At 68.2% G+C, this 16203-nt stretch carries 15 protein-coding genes; 9 read left to right on the plus strand and 6 right to left on the minus strand.

What is annotated here, in order from left to right:
• The first annotated feature begins 225 nt into the window (after window positions 1-225).
• Genes ASD35_RS08875 through ASD35_RS08890 form a run of 4 tightly spaced genes read left to right on the plus strand, consistent with a single transcriptional unit; the run spans window position 226 to window position 5750 of the window.
• Complete coding sequence (locus ASD35_RS08875) at window positions 226-1071, plus strand: type IV pili methyl-accepting chemotaxis transducer N-terminal domain-containing protein (protein WP_082580008.1); 846 nt, start codon at window positions 226-228, stop codon at window positions 1069-1071.
• 46 nt (window positions 1072-1117) lie between these two features.
• The gene (locus ASD35_RS08880; RefSeq protein WP_056874483.1) at window positions 1118-3364 is read left to right on the plus strand and encodes a molybdopterin oxidoreductase family protein; all 2247 of its coding nucleotides are present in this window, start codon (window positions 1118-1120) and stop codon (window positions 3362-3364) included.
• A gap of 17 nt (window positions 3365-3381) precedes the next feature.
• Entirely contained in the window at window positions 3382-5355 is a 1974-nt protein-coding gene (locus ASD35_RS08885) for a DmsC/YnfH family molybdoenzyme membrane anchor subunit (RefSeq protein WP_082580009.1), read from the plus strand.
• Window positions 5355-5750 carry a hypothetical protein gene (locus tag ASD35_RS08890; protein ID WP_056874484.1) on the plus strand — a complete coding sequence of 132 codons (396 nt, stop codon included), beginning with the start codon at window positions 5355-5357 and terminating at the stop codon, window positions 5748-5750. The genes ASD35_RS08885 and ASD35_RS08890 overlap by 1 nt, the downstream gene beginning before the upstream one ends.
• Before the next feature lie 69 nt (window positions 5751-5819).
• Here ASD35_RS08890 and ASD35_RS28385 read toward each other — a convergent pair whose 3' ends face one another.
• Window positions 5820-7370, minus strand: coding sequence for a methyl-accepting chemotaxis protein (locus tag ASD35_RS28385; RefSeq protein WP_056874485.1), 1551 nt, complete (start codon window positions 7368-7370; stop codon window positions 5820-5822).
• Between the two features lie 115 nt (window positions 7371-7485).
• On the opposite strand from ASD35_RS28385, the gene ASD35_RS08900 reads away from it, so the two are divergent.
• Complete coding sequence (locus ASD35_RS08900; RefSeq protein WP_056874486.1) at window positions 7486-8250, plus strand: type III pantothenate kinase; 765 nt, start codon at window positions 7486-7488, stop codon at window positions 8248-8250.
• A gap of 3 nt (window positions 8251-8253) precedes the next feature.
• Here the strand turns inward: ASD35_RS08900 and ASD35_RS08905 are convergent, their stop codons facing one another.
• Together ASD35_RS08905 and ASD35_RS08910 are read right to left on the minus strand one after the other, a co-directional pair.
• Complete coding sequence (locus ASD35_RS08905; protein ID WP_162254436.1) at window positions 8254-10482, minus strand: ATP-binding protein; 2229 nt, start codon at window positions 10480-10482, stop codon at window positions 8254-8256.
• 166 nt (window positions 10483-10648) lie between these two features.
• Window positions 10649-11578 carry an ABC transporter substrate binding protein gene (locus ASD35_RS08910; protein WP_235538294.1) on the minus strand — a complete coding sequence of 310 codons (930 nt, stop codon included), beginning with the start codon at window positions 11576-11578 and terminating at the stop codon, window positions 10649-10651.
• 98 nt (window positions 11579-11676) lie between these two features.
• Here ASD35_RS08910 and ASD35_RS27060 point away from each other — a divergent pair, with 98 nt between their 5' ends.
• From ASD35_RS27060 to ASD35_RS27065, 3 genes are read left to right on the plus strand one after another with little or no spacing between them, the layout of a single operon-like run.
• Window positions 11677-12057 (plus strand): hypothetical protein, encoded by a 381-nt coding sequence (locus tag ASD35_RS27060; RefSeq protein WP_157275438.1) that lies wholly within the window; start codon window positions 11677-11679, stop codon window positions 12055-12057.
• Entirely contained in the window at window positions 12054-12587 is a 534-nt protein-coding gene (locus ASD35_RS08915) for a hypothetical protein (RefSeq protein ID WP_056874489.1), read from the plus strand. Before ASD35_RS27060 ends, ASD35_RS08915 begins: the two co-directional genes overlap by 4 nt.
• Window positions 12580-12756: a hypothetical protein gene (locus tag ASD35_RS27065; protein WP_157275439.1), complete on the plus strand. Its 177-nt coding sequence runs from the start codon at window positions 12580-12582 to the stop codon at window positions 12754-12756. Before ASD35_RS08915 ends, ASD35_RS27065 begins: the two co-directional genes overlap by 8 nt.
• Here the strand turns inward: ASD35_RS27065 and ASD35_RS08920 are convergent.
• A complete protein-coding gene (locus ASD35_RS08920) occupies window positions 12753-13484 on the minus strand; it encodes a response regulator transcription factor (RefSeq protein WP_056874490.1) in 732 nt (243 codons plus the stop codon). The two genes, ASD35_RS27065 and ASD35_RS08920, sit on opposite strands and share 4 nt — an antisense overlap.
• A gap of 203 nt (window positions 13485-13687) precedes the next feature.
• Here ASD35_RS08920 and ASD35_RS08925 point away from each other — a divergent pair, with 203 nt between their 5' ends.
• Window positions 13688-14323: a helix-turn-helix transcriptional regulator gene (locus ASD35_RS08925; RefSeq protein WP_056874491.1), complete on the plus strand. Its 636-nt coding sequence runs from the start codon at window positions 13688-13690 to the stop codon at window positions 14321-14323.
• 3 nt (window positions 14324-14326) lie between these two features.
• Here the strand turns inward: ASD35_RS08925 and hslU are convergent, their stop codons facing one another.
• Together hslU and hslV are read right to left on the minus strand one after the other, a co-directional pair.
• Window positions 14327-15640, minus strand: a complete 1314-nt coding sequence (gene hslU / locus ASD35_RS08930) for an ATP-dependent protease ATPase subunit HslU (protein ID WP_056874492.1) — start codon at window positions 15638-15640, stop codon at window positions 14327-14329.
• Window positions 15637-16203 (minus strand): ATP-dependent protease subunit HslV, encoded by a 567-nt coding sequence (hslV, locus tag ASD35_RS08935; RefSeq protein WP_056874493.1) that lies wholly within the window; start codon window positions 16201-16203, stop codon window positions 15637-15639. The genes hslU and hslV overlap by 4 nt, the downstream gene beginning before the upstream one ends.

Raw genomic sequence — 16203 nt, forward strand, 5'->3', positions numbered from 1 at the left:
GGCCCGTCTGGCGATGTGCGAGCAGCGCGGTCCCAGGTCAGGTCCGCCCGCGTACAGCGGTGCGGAACTGGAGGAGGGGCACCATTTTCGGGATGAGTGCACCCGCACCGGGCGTCTCTGCTGCTTCGGCGTGGGGCGCTGCCGGCCGTTAACCACGGTGCAGCTTGAAAAAGGCCAGCCTCATCGCTGGCACATGCCTTGCAAAGCAAAGGGCAGACCAGCTGTATGAAAACGAGATTCGGTATGGAGAAGATGGCGCGAGAGCAGGCAGGCGACCGCAGCAGCAGCGGCCTGGTGCGCAACCTGCATCGCCGTGCCGTACTCGCCCTCGGCGCAGGCCTGACGCTGCCCGCGCAGGCCCGCATCCAGGAGCTGGGCGAGGCCATTGACCAGGCCGGCGCGCAGCGCATGCTGAGCCAGCGCATGGGCAAGGCCTGGCTCGCGCAGCTGCGCCCCGAGCTGAGCGCGCGTGCGCGCCAGGTGCTGCAGCTCAGCGAGGCGCGTTTCGAGCGGCAGCTGGAGCTGCTGCTGAGCTTCGCGCCCACGCCCGAGATCGGCGGCAGTTTCCGTGCGCTGCAGCACCGCTTCCTGGACTACCGTGCGCTGCTGCACCGCGCACCGCGCCGCGAGGACCTGGACGAACTGCTGCGCCGCTCGGGCGAGGTGCTGAGCTTGGCGCACGTCGCCACCGGCCAGCTGCAGGAGCGCTCACGCGTGGGCACGGCCTGGCTGGTCAACCTGTCGGGCCGCCAGCGCATGCTGTCGCAACGCCTGGCGCTGTACTTCCTGGCGGGCCAGCAGGGCGCGCGGCCGGCGCAGGTGCAAAGCGAGATTGCCAAGGCGAGCGCCGAGTTCAAGACCGCCATGCAGACGCTCACGCAGGCCCCGGAGGCGACGCCGGCGATCCGCGACAACCTGGAGCTGGCCCGCAACCAGTGGGTCTTCCTGCAGGCCGCGCTGGGCGGCGAGAGCCAGGGCCCGCAGGCCGCCAACGATGTGTTCGTGGCCAGCGAGAACCTGCTGGCCGTGATGGAAACCGTGACCGGGCAGTTCGCCCGGCAGCTGGGCTGAGCCCCGCCGCGCACCGCGCACCACAACTTCAAAGACAGACGCCGCCATGCTTTTCGGTCGCAAGAAACGCAAGCCCATCGCCATCCCGGTCAAGGCCGTGAAGGAATGGAAGTACACCACCTGCAACTATTGCTCGACCGGCTGCGCGATCGAGATCGGCCTGGGCGACGACGGCCAGGTGGTCACCAGCCGCGGCCACGCCGGCGCGGATGTGAACCGCGGCAAGCTGTGCATCAAGGGCCTGCTGGAGGCCGAGCTGTTCACTTCTCCCGGCCGCGGCAAGGTGCCGTTGATGCGCGAGAAGGCCCACCTGCCCTTCGAGCCCACGACGTGGGATGCGGCGCTGGACAAGACCGCCGCGAAGATCAAGGAGATCCAGGCCAAGTACGGGCGCGATTCGTTCGCGGTCGTCTCCACGGGCCAGCTGCTGACGGAAGAGTTCTACACGCTGGGCAAGCTGGTGCGCGGCCAGATCGGCACCAACAACTACGACGGCAACACCACGCTGTGCATGGCCTCGGCGGTGTCGGGCTACAAGCGCAGCTTCGGCAGCGACGGCCCGCCGGGCTGCTACGACGACTTCGAGCACACCCACTGCCTGATGGCCTTCGGCTCCAACCTGCCGGAGCAGCACCCCATCATCTACTGGCGGCTGAAGGAAGCGCTGGAGAAGCGCAAGTTCCCCATCATCGTCATCGACCCGCGCGTGACGATGCTGGCCCAGTTCGCCGACATCCACCTGCCGCTCACACCTGGCACGGACACGGTGCTCATCAATTCGATGATGCACGTGATCCTGAAGGAAGGCTTGGAGGACAAGGCCTACATCGAGGCCCACACCAACGGCATCGAGGAGCTGCGCGAGCTGCTCAAGGACTACGACCCCAAGACGGCCCAGCATGTCTGCGGCATCGACGAGGACCGCATCCGCACCGTGGCGCGCCTGTACGCCAAGGCGCCGGCGGCGATGAGCATCTGGACCATGGGCATCAACCAGAGCACGCACGGCTCGGACGGCGTGGTCTGCATCAACAACCTCAACCTCATCACCGGCAACATCGGCCGCCCGGGCGGTACCAGCCTGTCCATCACCGGCCAGTGCAATGCGATGGGCACGCGCGAGTGGTCGTCCTGCTCGGGCCTGCCAGGCTATCGCCTGCTGGAGAAGGAGAAGGACCGCAAGACGGTGGCGGACTTCTGGGGCATCGACGAGAGCTTCTTCCCGCCCGCGCGCGGCATGGCGCAGACCGACATCTTCCCGGCCATCGAGACCGGCGAGATCAAGGGCCTGTGGCTGGTGGCCACCAACCCCATGACCTCCATGCCCAACCAGCCGCGCATCCGCAAGGCGATGGAGAAGCTGGAGTTCCTGGTGGTGCAGGACGTCTACGAAGACGTCGAGACCAACCAGCACTCGCACGTCTACCTGCCCGCCGCCGTGTGGGCCGAGAAGGAAGGCTGTCACACGAACACCGAGCGCCGCGTGAACCTGACGCGCAACGTGCTCAAGCCCTACGCGGACTCGAAGCCGGACTTCTGGATCTTCAACGAGATGGCGAAGCGCTTCCAGGACCGCAACGTCATCCACTTCCCGGCGACGGCCGAGGGCGCCTTCAACGAGATGCGCGAGCTGTCCAAGGGCGAGGGCCGCACGCTGGACATCTCGGGCATGAGCTATGACCGCATCGAGGCAGCGCGCGGCATCCAGTGGCCGTACAGCGAAGCGCAGGCAGCCCAGGACGCGGCGCGCGTCGGCGAGGCCGAGGGCTTCGACATGCTGCAGCGCAAGGACTTCCTCGGCAACCCGCGCCTCTACAGCGACGGCAAGTTCCAGACGCCCGACGGCCGCGCCAAGCTGATCCCGGTGCGCTTCGTCAACAACAACGAATGCCCGGACGGCGAGTACCCGTTCTGGCTGAACTCGGGCCGCGTGGTGGAGCATTTCCACACCCGCACCCGTACCGGCAAGATCGGCAACTGCAACAAGTTCAGCCCGACGCCGTACATGGAGATGAACCCGGACGCGGCGGCCGAGCTGGGCATCCAGCACCAGAGCTATGTGCGCGTCATCAGCCGCCGCGGCGATGCGGTGGTGATGGTGCAGCTGACGCAGCGCGTCGGTCGCAACATGGTGTTCATCCCCTTCCACTTCCATGACTGCGTGAACCGCCTGACGCTGGGCCTGCTGGACCCGTATTCGCGCCAGCCCGCCTTCAAGCAGAACGCCTGTCGCATCGAGCACATCGACCAGCAGGAAGCCGCGCGCCTGAACCTTGAGCGCCGCGCGTTCTAAACCGACCGGTGAACCCCATGAAGAACGACCTCCCCCTGGACCAGCTCATCAACGACGCCACCAAGAGCGCGGCGCGGCCCCGCAAGATCTGGGAGATCCGCACCGAGGAACAGCACTACGCGTTCCTGCAGGACAAGGAGATGGCCGAGCGCAACCGCTACGGCCAGAAGATCGACCTGATCGAGCACGTGAAGGCCGAGGCGCCGCACCTGACGCCGGGCCGCTCGATGTTCATCAACGAGAACCCGGCGGTCGGCACCAACCCCAACCGCAACAAGCAGCACGGCTTCTTCTTCACGGCCGACAACTGCATCGGCTGCCACGCCTGCGAGGCCGCCTGCTCCGAGAAGAACGAGAACCCGCCTCACCTGGCCTTCCGCTCGGTGGGCTATGTGGAAGGCGGCAGCTTCCCCGACTACAAGCGCATGAACATCTCCATGGCCTGCAACCATTGCGATGACCCGGTCTGCTTGCGCGGCTGCCCGACGCGCGCCTACACCAAGCACACCGAGTACGGCGCCGTGCTGCAAGACCCCGAGACCTGCTTCGGCTGCGGCTACTGCACCTGGGTGTGCCCGTACAACGCGCCGCAGCTGGACCCCGTCAAGGGCCAGGTCTCCAAGTGCAACATGTGCGTGGACCGCCTGGAAGTGGGCCTCAAGCCCGCCTGCGTGTCCGCCTGCGTGGGCAATGCGCTGGACTTCGGCGTCATCGAGAACATCCCCGCCAACCGCGAGCAGGCGCGTGTGGAGATCCCCGGCTTCCCGTCGCCCGAGATCACCCACCCCAACATCCGCTTCCAGCAGATCAAGAAGCTGCCGGACGAGATGACGCGCACCGACTCCATGCCGGTGAAGTACCACAAGGACGGCGAAGGCCGCTACCGCCCGGCCATCGACCAGAAGCTGGGCAAGGAACGCCACTGGAACCTCAAGCGCCTGTCGTCGCGCGAGAACCCGCTGGTGCTGTTCACGCTGGCCGCGCAGACGGCCGCCGGCGCGTTCGCGCTGAGCTTCCTGGGTGCGCAACTGGGCCTGGACGGCTTCACCGCCTTCGCCGCCTCGGCGATGTACGTGCCGCTGGCCATGCTGTGCTTCGGCTTGGTGGCCTTCGGCCTGTTCATGTCGACGATGCACCTGGGCAAGCCGCACCGCTTCTACCGCGGCTTCAACAACCTGCGCCATTCGCCGGTGTCCCGCGAGGGCCTGGGCATCGCCATCTTCATGGCCGCGCTGGGCATGCACATCGCGTTCAGCCTGCCGGCCAATCCGGTGTTCGCGGGCCTGTTCCAGAGCGTGTTCGGCATCACACCCGATGCCATCGTGCCAGCGTCGCTGACGAGCGCGGCCGCCACCGCCGCCGGCTACCTCGCGCTGGCCGGCAGCGCCGCGGGCCTGTACTACATGTACCGCTGCTACCGCATCAAGGCCCGCCCGTTCTGGAACCACTGGCAGACCGGCACCTCCTTCGGCGGCAACATGCTGTCGCTGGGCGGCCTGCTGGCCGGCACCGTGCTGGTGGCCACGCTGGGCCTGACGGGTGAAAGCTTCACGATGGTCGTCCGCGTCGCCGCCGCCGCGCTGTGCGTGGGCCTGCTGCTGGAAGGCGTCGGCCTGCTGGCCCATGGCCGCGAGATGGGTAGCGCCGAGCATGAAGGCGGCGCCGCGCACTACGTGCTGAGCACGACCTTCGGCAAGACCTATCTGCTGCGCAACACGCTGCTGGGCCTGAACCTGCTGCTGGCCGCCGGCCTGCTGGCCAGCCTGCTGCTGAATGACGGCGTGCATGCGCTGCAGCTGCTGGGCCTGGCCGTGTCGGGCCTGACGCTGGTGGCCACCGCGCTGATGGGCCGCGCGCTGTTCTACGTGCTGGTCATCCCCACCACCATGCCCGGCGCCTTCTTCTGGAAGAACAAGGGCTTCGAGCAGCACGCCCGCGACATCGGCCTGGCCAACATGCCGCAAGTGGGCGTCGCGCCCCTCCGCCACTGATGCAGCTCCCCGACCTGCTGGACCGCCGCTGCGTGGTCGGCATCAACTACTTCGACCTGGACGGTTCGCTGCTGCGCCAGCGCCAGCTGGCCGGCCGGGTGCTGAGGGTCGATGCCGAGCAAGGCATCACTCTGGCACTGCAGCACAGCGACCCGGCCGTCGCGCCGGCCGAGTTCATGCTGCCGCCGGACCTGCGCGCCTGGTTCAAGGCTCCGCCCGGTCACTACCGGAACGTGGCCTCCGGCGTCGACATGCAGAGCCCGGACTATCTGGTGACCTGGGATGTGCACCGCACGCAGGGCAATGCCGAAGAGGGCCAGCACGAATGGTGGGACTGGGTGCCCAACACGGAGCGCCCGCAGGTGGGCGCCCAACCGGCGGCCGAGACCTCGTAAAGAAGGCGCGCCGCGCCGTCGCCCTGTGCGCCGGCAGCAACCCGGAGCGGGTCGAGAGCCAGTCCCGGGCTAGCTCAGCTTGAACGAGGCGACGAGGCCGGCCAGGCGCACGGCCTGCTCCTTCAGCGACTGAGCGGCCGCAGCGGACTCCTCCACCAGCGCAGCGTTCTGCTGCGTCATCTGGTCCAGCTCCATCACGGTGCCGTTGACCTGCGCGATGCCTTGGCTCTGCTCGGCAGCGGCCGCGCTGATCTCGCCGATGATGTCGGTCACGCGCTGCACGGAGCCGACGATGTCGGTCATCGTCGTGCCGGCGTCGTTGACCAGGCTGGTGCCGGCCTCGACACGCTCGACGCTGGCACCGATCAGTCCCTTGATCTCGCGCGCTGCTTCCGCCGAACGCTGGGCCAGCGAGCGCACTTCGCCCGCCACGACCGCGAAGCCGCGGCCCTGCTCGCCCGCGCGCGCCGCCTCCACGGCGGCATTCAGCGCCAGGATGTTGGTCTGGAAGGCGATGCCGTCGATGGTGCCGATGATGTCGGCGATCTTCTTGCTGGCGTTGTTGATCTCGCCCATGGTGCTGACCACGCGCGACACCACCTCGCCACCGCGGCCGGCCGTCTCGGCGGCGGCACCGGCGAGCTGCTTGGCCGTCATGGCCGAATCGGCGCTCTGGCTGACGGTGCCGGTCAGCTGCGTCATGGAGCTGGACGCCTGCTGCAGGTTGGACGCCGTCTGCTCCGTGCGGTGCGACAAGTCCATGTTGCCGCTGGCCACCTCGCTGGAGGCGACCTGGATGCTCTCGGCCGACTCGCGCACCTGGCCGACGATCTCGGACAGCGACTTCTGCATGGCAGCCAGGGCCTGCATCATCTCGGCGGACTCGTCCTTGCCGCTGGCCTCGGGCGCGCGCGACAGGTCGCCGCCGGCCATGCGTTCGGCAAAGCGCTTGGCGGCCGTCAGCGGGCCGATGATGGAGCGCGAGATCTGCACCGCCAGCACGGCGCCCACGATGACGCAGACGGCGAAGGCGACCAGGAAGACGATGAAGGCGCTGCCGACCATGCCGTCGACCTTCGTGAAGATGGCGTCACCGCGTTTCTTCAGGTCGGCCTCGATGTTGGTGAGCATGGCCAGCGCCGGCTCGTAGGCTGCGTCGGCGGCCTTCATGTCGTCGAATGCCGACTGCGAGTCGGCATAGCCGTCGGCCAGCAGCTTGTCGGCGGCCGGGCGTGCGGCCTTGCGATAGGCAGCCATCAGCTCGCGGAACTTGGCGAGGTTGTCCTTGCCCGTTTGCTCGGTCGCCATGGCGCCGAAGTCGTCCATGGCCTGGTCCAGGCCCGCCTGGGCCGTGTCCCACTCCTTGCGGGCGCGAGCCAGGGCTTCCTTGTTGAAGATGGAAGCCACCAGCGTCGACGTGGCCGCCCTGCTCTGCAGCAACTGGCTGCGCGCCGCCATGGTGATGTTGGCGGTCGGAATGAGCTTCTGCGTGATGCCCTGGATGGCCTTCTGCGACACCTGCAGGCCGAAGCCGCCGACGGCGGCCAGGACCGCCGTCATCGCCAGGATGATGCCGAAGGCCAGCCAGAGTCTGGCTTGGATGCGCAGGCGACGCAGCATGGGGTTCTCCTTGTGGGACAGAGCGGTCGGGGGGTCTTCGATTGAAGCAGAAACCCGCACAGGAACGGGAAATCCTGCTGGTAGGCTCGCGGCATCGTTCACGCCACAGCCCAACATGAGCTTTCTGGCCATCGACATCGGCAACACGCGGCTCAAGTGGGCCGTCTATCCGGATGGGGCGGAGCCGGGCAGCCCGCCTGAGCAGCATGGCGCCGTCTTCCTGGAAAACATCGACCGCCTGGCCGACGAGGACTGGCAGAACCTGGCGCCGCCGACGCGCATCCTGGGCAGCAATGTGGCCGGCGACGCGGTGCGCCGCCGGGTCGAGGAGCAGATGGAGCACTGGGACCTGGCGGCGCGCTGGGTCGTGCCTTCGTCCGAGGCCGCCGGCGTGACCAACGGCTACGACCACCCGACGCGCCTGGGCGCCGACCGCTGGGTGGCCGTCATCGGCGCGCATGCCCATGCAAGGAAGCGCGGCTTCGACGGACCGGTGCTGACCGTGATGGTCGGCACGGCGGTCACGGTCGATGCGTTGTCGAGCAGCGGCCAGTTCCTCGGCGGCCTCATCCTCCCGGGCCACGGCATCATGCTGCGCGCGCTGGAAGGCGGCACCGCCGGCCTGCGCGTACCCACCGGCGAGGTGCGCGACTTCCCCACCAACACCAGCGACGCACTGACGACCGGCGGCACCTTCGCCATCACCGGCGCCATCGAGCGCATGTCCCGGCTGCTGCGCCAGCGCGAAGGTCGCGAACCGCTGGTGCTGATGACCGGCGGCGCGGGCTGGAAGGTGGCGCCGTCGCTGGACGTGCCGCATGAGCTGGTCGAAGGGTTGATCTTCGACGGCTTGCTGGCGATCAATGCCGCAAGGGGCTGACGGTCAAGGACTTCCGGCCGCCGCAGGCGGTTCCGCGACGGGATCGATGGCACGCCTGATCACCTCGTCGACACCTCGCAGCAGCCTGCCCGCATCGGTGGGTTTGCTCATGGCGACGATCGCCTGGGTCGCTCGCAGCAGGGCCGGATCGACGCTGTCCAACGTGCCGGTCAGCAGGATCGCCGGCACGCATTCCTCGACCGCCGCACGGACCTGTTCAATGGCCGCCAAGCCGTCCTGGCCGTTTGCCAGCTGGTAGTCCGCCACGATCAGGTCCGGCGTGCGCAGGTGCTGGCCCAGCTGCGCCAGCGCCTCGTCCGCCGAGGCACTGCAGAGCGCCTGGGCGTTCCACTGGCCAAACACGTCGCCCAAGGCCTCGCGGTTGTGCGGGTGATCGTCGATGACCAAGACGAACACGCCGTGCAGATCGTACCCGCCGACCGGCGCGGCCGCGTTCGCCAACGCCATGCTCGAATGCAGGGAGACGAGGGGGACGCAGATCTCGAACATCGAACCCCGTGCGGGCGTGGACCGCATGCGCAGGCCGTGCCCCAGCATCGCGGCACTGCGCTTCACGATGGACAGGCCCAGCCCCAGTCCCTCGGCGCGGGCCGCACGGCCACCGCCCACGCGGTAGAACTCCTCGAACACCTGCTCCTGATGCTCAGCGGCGATGCCTATGCCAGTGTCGAAAACCTGGATCGCCAGCGCCTGCCCGCGGCGCCGGCAGCCGAGCAGCACACCACCACGCGTCGTGTAGCGGATCGCATTGGAGACGAGGTTGCCCAGCACGCGCTCGAGCATCAGGGCATCGGTGCGCACGACGGCGTCGCAGGGCCTCACGCGCAGCGCCAGCCCGGCCTCGCGTGCCTGCGGGCCATAGGCCGTCTCGACGCGCTCCAGCATGGGTCGCAGCGGGATGTTCTGCAGTTCGGGCCTGATCACACCGGCGTCTAGCTTGGAGATGTCCAGCAAGCTGCTGAACAACCCCTCCATCACCGCCACCGATGCGAGCACCTTGTCTGCGAGTCCCGCCAGTTCGGGCCGGTCCAGGCGCAATCTCAGCACGCCGGTCAGCAGGCCCACGGTGTGCATGGGCTGGCGAAGATCGTGGCTGGCGGCGGCGAGGAAGCGCGTCTTGGCGGCGTTCGCCCGCTCGGCCTCTTCGGTGCGCAGGCGGAGCTCCTCCATGTTGGCGATCAACTGCGTGTTCAGCCGCGCCAGCTCCCCGGCCTGCTCGCCAAGCTGCTCATTGGCGCGCGACAGCGCACGCGTCCGGTCCTCGACCTTGGTCTCCAGCCCGGCGTAGGAGGCTTCCAGTTCGGCCGCCATCACATTGAAGTCCTGCGCGAGCATCTCGATCTCGTCGCCGCTTTGCACTTGCAGACGCGAGCCGAGGTCGCCCTGTGCGATGCGACTTGCCGCCTGCCGCAGCTTGACGATGGGCGTGGCCATGCGCGCGGCCAAGCGCAGGCTCGCAAACAACGCAAGCGCCAGACCCAAGCTCATCAAAAGCAGCGTGCGTTGCAGCGTGGACATCGCCGGCGCCAAGGCGACCGCCCGCGGCACCTCGACGACGACCAGCCAATCGGTCATTTCCACGCGTGCCGCGCTGGCGATCACGGCGGCGCCGCCCAGGTCCTCGGCGTCGAGCGCCCCGGAGGCATCCCGCGTCGCGCCGGCGCGATCGCGCAGCAAGCGCACCGGCGGAAAGTCGGTCATGTCGAGGCTGCGTGACACATGCGTCGCCACCGGGTGGGCAATCAGCCGGTTGGCGGCATCGATGACAAAGACCCGCCCGTCGCCGATGCCGGCAAGGCCACCGCTGACGTCGGTCAGAAAGCGCAGATTGACGGCTGCGACCGTCAATGCGCCGCCGGGGCCCCGGTCCGGCACGGTCAGAAGCATCGTGGGCTCGCTGGCGCCACGAAAGAACGGCTGTTCGAACCCGACGGACGCCGGCCTGCCTTCTTGCGGCGCCGCCATGAAGGCGGTCTGCTGCTGCGAGAACAGCCGGTCGGGCTGGCTGCGCGACACGAACAACTGCTCGCGCCCCGTGCGATCGACCGACTGCAGCTCCAGGATGGCCGGGTGCAGCACCATCAGGCGCTGGAACTCCTGGCGCCTGGCCTGCAGCCCGAACGGCTCCTGGCCCCACGGCAGCTTGGCGGCGTCGGCGATACCGGCGGTCAACGTCTTCAGGTATTGCTCGATCTCACGCGCCGCGGCCATCGCCTGTGCCGCCTGCAGGCGCGAGATGTGCTCGCGGGCCTCGCGGTAGCCGAAGTACATCTCGCTGAGGCCCGAGACGAGGATCAGCGCCGTCGCGATGCTGCCGATCAGCCAGGCATAGCGCCGGGCCAGGCCGCGGGGTTGCAAAGCCTGCATCCGCATGCGCTCAGTACACCCGGTCCGCACGCCGCACAACGGCAGGTGCGATGCGGTCGCCCGCGTCGGTCCTCAGCGCCAGCGTGAAGCGCTGCGGCGTCTGCACCGGGATCGCGCCGGCAAACTCGCCCTGGCAAACGCGGGCTGCCAGGTCCGCCAGCGCGTCGTAAGCGAAGGCGCTGTCCTGCGCATAGGCCATGGCTGCGCCCGCCTCCACCTCGCCGACCGTCGCATGCATGCCCGGCTTGCCAAGGCGCTTCAGGTGCGCGATGAGCTGGCGCTGCGCGAGGTAGGCGATATAGGTGGGCGGGATGTACCAGGCGTCGAAGCGCCTGGTCGCCGGATCGGTCATCAGCGCCTCGAGCTCACTGATGTTCTCGGCCAGCACCACCGTGGTCCGCAGGCCGATGTGGGCTGCCATTCGCCCCAGCCGGTTGTCGGGGTCGTACTCCTGCACCCAGTCCCGGTCGGCCAGCACAGCCACCTCGCGAAGGTGCGGCAACGCGTCCCTCAGGATTTCCAGCCGCTTCGCGTGCAGCTGGTCGGCCAGGGCAACGCCCGTGGTGGCCATGCGGGACGTTTGCATGGCATCCCGAACACCGCTCGCTATGGGGTCGGAGTAGGTGGCGAAGACCAGTGGCGTGCCCTTGGCGACCCGTGCGGCCACCGTCGATGTACGGCCCGTGGGCGTGACGAGCAATCGGGCGTGCGCCTGCAACGCGCGCCCGACGGCGTCACGGATGCCTGCGTCGTCGCCGGCGCTTGCTCGAAACAGGCCGAGGTCGAAGGAACGCGCCAGTTCAGGATGCCGCTGGCGAAGCGCGGCCTCGAACTTGGCGAAGGACTCGTCTCTCGTCGTGACCCCTGTCCCGATGAAAGCGATCAGGCCGCGCGGCGGCTTGTGACTGGCGTCGGAGCGCAACCCAGCTGCCAGCAGCACAAGGGTCAAGCAACCAATCGCATGAGACAAAAGTGCCATGGGCGAGTATGGAACATCCCGTTACGCTTGCCGCGCCATCAACCTTCAGGAGAGGCGCCATGTCTATCGAGCACGGTTTTGTTTGGATGAAGATTATTCCGGCAGCGGTGTCCAAAGCCGCGGACCTGAGCACGGCCGGCTACGGCGGAGTCAGCACCGAATCGGCGGATCGCCCACCCAGGCACGCGAGCACCGAGTCTGCGGATCGACCGCCCACCGGGGCGAGCAACAAAAGTTCGGATCGCCCTCCGAAGCTGACGATCGTCGAGGAGACGACAGTGGCCGCAGCCGGGCAGCACACCGCGAAGTTCACCCGCGCCTTCAAGGACCATGGCGCTGCGAAAACCTGGCTGCAAGGCGACGAGGGCCAGCACTGGAAGACGGGGGCGCTGCGCTGCTGCCTGGTGGAGGTCAGCGAATCCACTGAATCGTTCTCATGAACACGCAAGTCTTCCAACCTGAGCGCTGCCGGTTTCCGGATGACGCGTGGGGAGACCGGTTCAAGGAAAACGAGCGGTCACCCACGCCGCACCTGCCCCAGGACTGGCGCACGTTGCTGACTCTGCCCGACCCGCCCTGGCAGCGGACCGCAAGCGAATGTCGCTATCTCGTCGGCCTGAAATCGCCGCTTCGGCGTGATCGCCGGGCGGAGATCGAACGGCAGGGTCGTGGTTACGACATCGAGGCCACCTCGACGGTGCAGGCGGTCGTCGGCAGCGTCGAGGCGCCGGATCGCCCCGGCGCAAAGAAGGCCGTCAATGCGCTGTTCGACAACATGCTCGCGCCCATTTACCACTTCAAGCGGCGCTTCAAGCGCGGCCGGCCAGGCATGTGCTGCAGCGAGCCGCTGGAACCGATGTTCCCCCACGGCGACCGGGATCACCCGGCGCATCCGGCCTATCCCAGTGGCCATTCAACGCAGGCGCACGCCCTGGCATTTCTACGCCAGGCTGTTCCCGCAGTTGACTGACGCCCTGATGGCCGCGGCGGCGGACATTGCCTGGAATCGGGAGATTGCCGGGCTGCACTATCCCAGTGATTCGCTCGCCGGCAAGCTGCTGGCATCGCAGCTGGTGGACATGCTCTTCGAGAACGCCACGTTCGCAGCGCTCGCCGAGGCAGCCGCCGCGGAGTTCTAAGCCCACTTGATGCCGCCGAGCCCGTCGGGCTCGGCCGTCGCCTCCCGCGGCGGCGTTGCGTTCTCGAAGCACAACCCCATCCGGCTGGCGGCCAACACGGCCTGGGTGCGCGTCGTCACGTTCAACGCGCGCAGCACGGCGGAGGTATGGGCCTTGACGGTGCTCAGCGACAGGTTGAGCTGGCGGCCGATCAGCTTCGCGGGCTTGCCCTGCAGCAACAGGTGCAGCACGTCCGCCTGGCGGGGTGTCAGCCCGAGGTCGGCGGGGCGGCGCTCACGTGCCGGCGACGGCGGTGCAGCCGCAGTGCGCTCGGCGGCAGGCGGCGCCCGCCCGCCCAGGAAGGCCGAGGGCGGCAGATAGATGCCGTGGGCCAGGATCAGGCGCAATGCGCCCAGCATGACCTGGGACGTCGAACTCTTGGGGATGAAGCCCATGGCGCCGGCATCGAGCGCGGCCAGCACGGTGTCCTTGTCGTCTGCCGAGGACATGACGACCACCGGCACCTCGGGATGGTCGCTGCGCAGCCGGGCGAGGCCTTCCAGGCCGGACAGCCCCGGCAGGCCCAGGTCGATCATCACCAGGTCGGCGCCGCCGCGTTGCGCCAGCAAGGCGAACGCCTCCTCGCAGCTGCCCGCCTCCCAGGTTTGCAAGTCCTCCACCAGCGGCTTCAACAGCAGCGCCACACCCTCGCGGAACAAGGGGTGGTCATCGATCAACAGAATCTTCATGCGCAGTCTCCCCGCTGCGGTCGATGGTATCGACGCCCTTCCGCTTCGTCGTCGCTTTCTGGCCATCCCTTTGGCTCGGCCGGATGGCTTATGCGTCGGGCCACGCAGCGCGTACTTCTCGGCAATGGCGGCGGCGCCCTGCACTCACCAAACTTGATGACAAGAGACGGCGTCGTCGCGCCGCGTAAGCTCAGGGGGATTCCATGCTGCAAGCCGTTCCGTCCGAAGCGTCCGTCCGCGCGGCCAGCGCCCACACGCCGCAGCCGCACCAGGTACTTGGCGCCCTGCCGCAGCCACTGCTCGTGCTGCTGCCGGACCGCCGCCTGCTGTTCATGAACACCAGCGCCGAACATCTGCTCGCCGACGGCCTGGGCCAGGCGCGCGCGGGCCAACTGATGGGCTTGGGCCAGCTTGACGCGCCGCACCTGGACGAACTGCTGAAGCAGGCTTCGGCGTGCACGTCGTCGCGCACCGGCCTTTGGTTCACGCCTGGGCTGACCACGGGCTGGCTGCATGCGGCGCCGCTGGCGCCCGCCATCGCACAGGCGTCGGGCTGGCCGCCTCAAAGCGTGTTGCTGAGCCTGCACCTGGACGAGCCGGCCTTGACGCAGGCCGCCCGCATCGATGCGTTGACCCGTCAGTGCCGGCTCAGCAAGGCCGAACGCCACGTGCTGATGCTGCTGGCCGATGGCGAACCGGTGGACGCCACGTCACGCCATCTCGGCCTGTGCGTGAGCACGGTGCGCAGCCACGTGCGCAACCTGCTCGGCAAGACGCAGGCACCGACCCTCATGCAGCTGCTACGCTGGACCGGCAGCGCGGCCAGCCTGCCGCACTGAGGGCTACAGGATGAAGCGGCTCAAGTCCTCGTTGGCCGCCAGCGCCTTCAGCTTGGCGTCCACCGCCTCGGCGTCGAGCGACACGGTCTGATCCGCGCGGTTGGGCGCGTCGAAGCTGATCTCGTCGAGCAGGCGCTCCATGACCGTCGCGAGGCGCCGTGCGCCGATGTTCTCGGTGCGTTCGTTCACCTCGAAGGCAATCTGCGCGATGCGGCGGATGGCCTCGGGTTGCAGGTCCAGCGTGACACCCTCGGTCGCGAGCAAGGCCTGGTACTGCTTGACCAGGCTGGCATGCGTGCTCGTCAGGATGGCCTCGAAATCCGCCACCGACAGCGAATCGAGTTCGACGCGGATGGGCAGGCGGCCTTGCAGTTCGGGGATCAGGTCGCTCGGCTTGGCGAGGTGGAAGGCGCCACTGGCGATGAAGAGGATGTGGTCGGTCTTCACCAGGCCGTACTTGGTCGACACCGTCGTGCCCTCCACCAGCGGCAGCAGGTCGCGCTGCACGCCCTGGCGCGACACCTCGGCGCCGCCATGCTCGTTGCGCGAGGCGACCTTGTCGATCTCGTCGATGAAGACGATGCCCATCTCCTGCGCGTTGGCGAGCGCCGTCGCGCGCATCTCTTCCTCGTTGACCAGCTTGGCCGCCTCCTCGTCGACGAGCAGCTTGAAGGCCTCGGCGACCTTGAGCTTGCGCGTCTTCTTCTGCGCCCCACCGAACTGGCTGAACATGCCCTTGAGCTGCTCGGCCATGTCTTCCATGCCGGGCTGGTTGCCGAAGGGGCCGAGCACCTCGAGGCTGGGCTTGGGGGCGAGCAGGTCGAGCTCGATGTCCTTGTCGTCGAGCTGGCCCTCGCGCAGGCGCTTGCGCATGGCCTGGCGCGTGGCGTTATCGGGCTCGATGCCCGGCAGCAGCACGTCCAGGATGCGCTCCTCGGCGGCGTCCTCGGCGCGCGTCTGGCCGCGCCGCATCTGCAGCTCGCGCTCCTGCTTGACGGCCACTTCGACGAGGTCGCGGATGATGGAGTCGACGTCCTTGCCGACGTAGCCGACCTCGGTGAACTTGGTGGCCTCGACCTTGATGAACGGCGCGCCGGCCAATCGTGCCAGGCGGCGGGCGATCTCGGTCTTGCCGACGCCCGTCGGGCCGATCATCAGGATGTTCTTGGGCGAGATCTCGCCGCGCAGCTTCTCGTCGACCTGCTGGCGGCGCCAGCGGTTGCGCATGGCGATGGCAACGGCGCGCTTGGCGGCGTGCTGGCCGACGATATGGCGGTCCAGCTCGGAGACGATCTCCATCGGGGTCATCGAGCTCATTCCAACACCTCGAGCGTGTGGTTCTGGTTCGTGTAGATGCAGATCTCGCCGGCGATCTCCAGCGACTTCTTGACGATGTCGGCCGCCCCCAGCTCGGTGTGCGCCAGCAGCGCCTTGGCGGCGGCCTGCGCGTAGGCACCGCCCGAGCCGATGGCGACGATGCCCTGCTCGGGCTCCAGCACGTCGCCATTGCCGGTGATGATCAGCGAGGCCGTGCGGTCGGCCACGGCCAGCATGGCCTCCAGGCGGCGCAGCACGCGGTCGGTGCGCCAGTCGCGCGTCAGCTCGACGGCGGCGCGCACGAGGTGGCCCTGGTGCTTCTCCAGCTTGGCCTCGAAGCGCTCGAACAGCGTGAAGGCATCGGCCGTGGCGCCGGCGAAACCGGCCAGCACCTGGTCCCGATACAGCTTGCGCACCTTGCGCGCGCTGGCCTTGACGATGGTGTTGCCCAGCGTGACCTGGCCGTCGCCGCCGATGGCGACCTGCCAGCCGGCGGGCGTCTGGCGACGCACGGAGATGATGGTGGTGCCGTGATAGACGGCGGAGGAGGATTCAGAAGACAT

The sequence above is a fragment of the Pelomonas sp. Root1444 genome (genome assembly GCF_001426885.1).
In the GTDB taxonomy this organism is placed as follows: domain Bacteria; phylum Pseudomonadota; class Gammaproteobacteria; order Burkholderiales; family Burkholderiaceae_C; genus Pelomonas.

Coding starts and splice junctions, on each gene's coding strand:
- ASD35_RS28385 (WP_056874485.1), bottom strand. CDS start 7,370: ATGCTGCGTCGCCTGCGCATCCAAGCCAGACTCTGGCTGGCCTTCGGC.
- hslU (WP_056874492.1), bottom strand. CDS start 15,640: ATGAGCTCGATGACCCCGATGGAGATCGTCTCCGAGCTGGACCGCCAT.
- ASD35_RS08885 (WP_082580009.1), top strand. CDS start 3,382: ATGAAGAACGACCTCCCCCTGGACCAGCTCATCAACGACGCCACCAAG.
- ASD35_RS08905 (WP_162254436.1), bottom strand. CDS start 10,482: ATGGCCGCGGCGCGTGAGATCGAGCAATACCTGAAGACGTTGACCGCC.
- ASD35_RS08890 (WP_056874484.1), top strand. CDS start 5,355: ATGCAGCTCCCCGACCTGCTGGACCGCCGCTGCGTGGTCGGCATCAAC.
- ASD35_RS08880 (WP_056874483.1), top strand. CDS start 1,118: ATGCTTTTCGGTCGCAAGAAACGCAAGCCCATCGCCATCCCGGTCAAG.
- ASD35_RS08925 (WP_056874491.1), top strand. CDS start 13,688: ATGCTGCAAGCCGTTCCGTCCGAAGCGTCCGTCCGCGCGGCCAGCGCC.
- ASD35_RS08920 (WP_056874490.1), bottom strand. CDS start 13,484: ATGAAGATTCTGTTGATCGATGACCACCCCTTGTTCCGCGAGGGTGTG.
- ASD35_RS27060 (WP_157275438.1), top strand. CDS start 11,677: ATGTCTATCGAGCACGGTTTTGTTTGGATGAAGATTATTCCGGCAGCG.
- ASD35_RS08900 (WP_056874486.1), top strand. CDS start 7,486: ATGAGCTTTCTGGCCATCGACATCGGCAACACGCGGCTCAAGTGGGCC.
- ASD35_RS08915 (WP_056874489.1), top strand. CDS start 12,054: ATGAACACGCAAGTCTTCCAACCTGAGCGCTGCCGGTTTCCGGATGAC.
- hslV (WP_056874493.1), bottom strand. CDS start 16,203: ATGTCTTCTGAATCCTCCTCCGCCGTCTATCACGGCACCACCATCATC.
- ASD35_RS08875 (WP_082580008.1), top strand. CDS start 226: ATGAAAACGAGATTCGGTATGGAGAAGATGGCGCGAGAGCAGGCAGGC.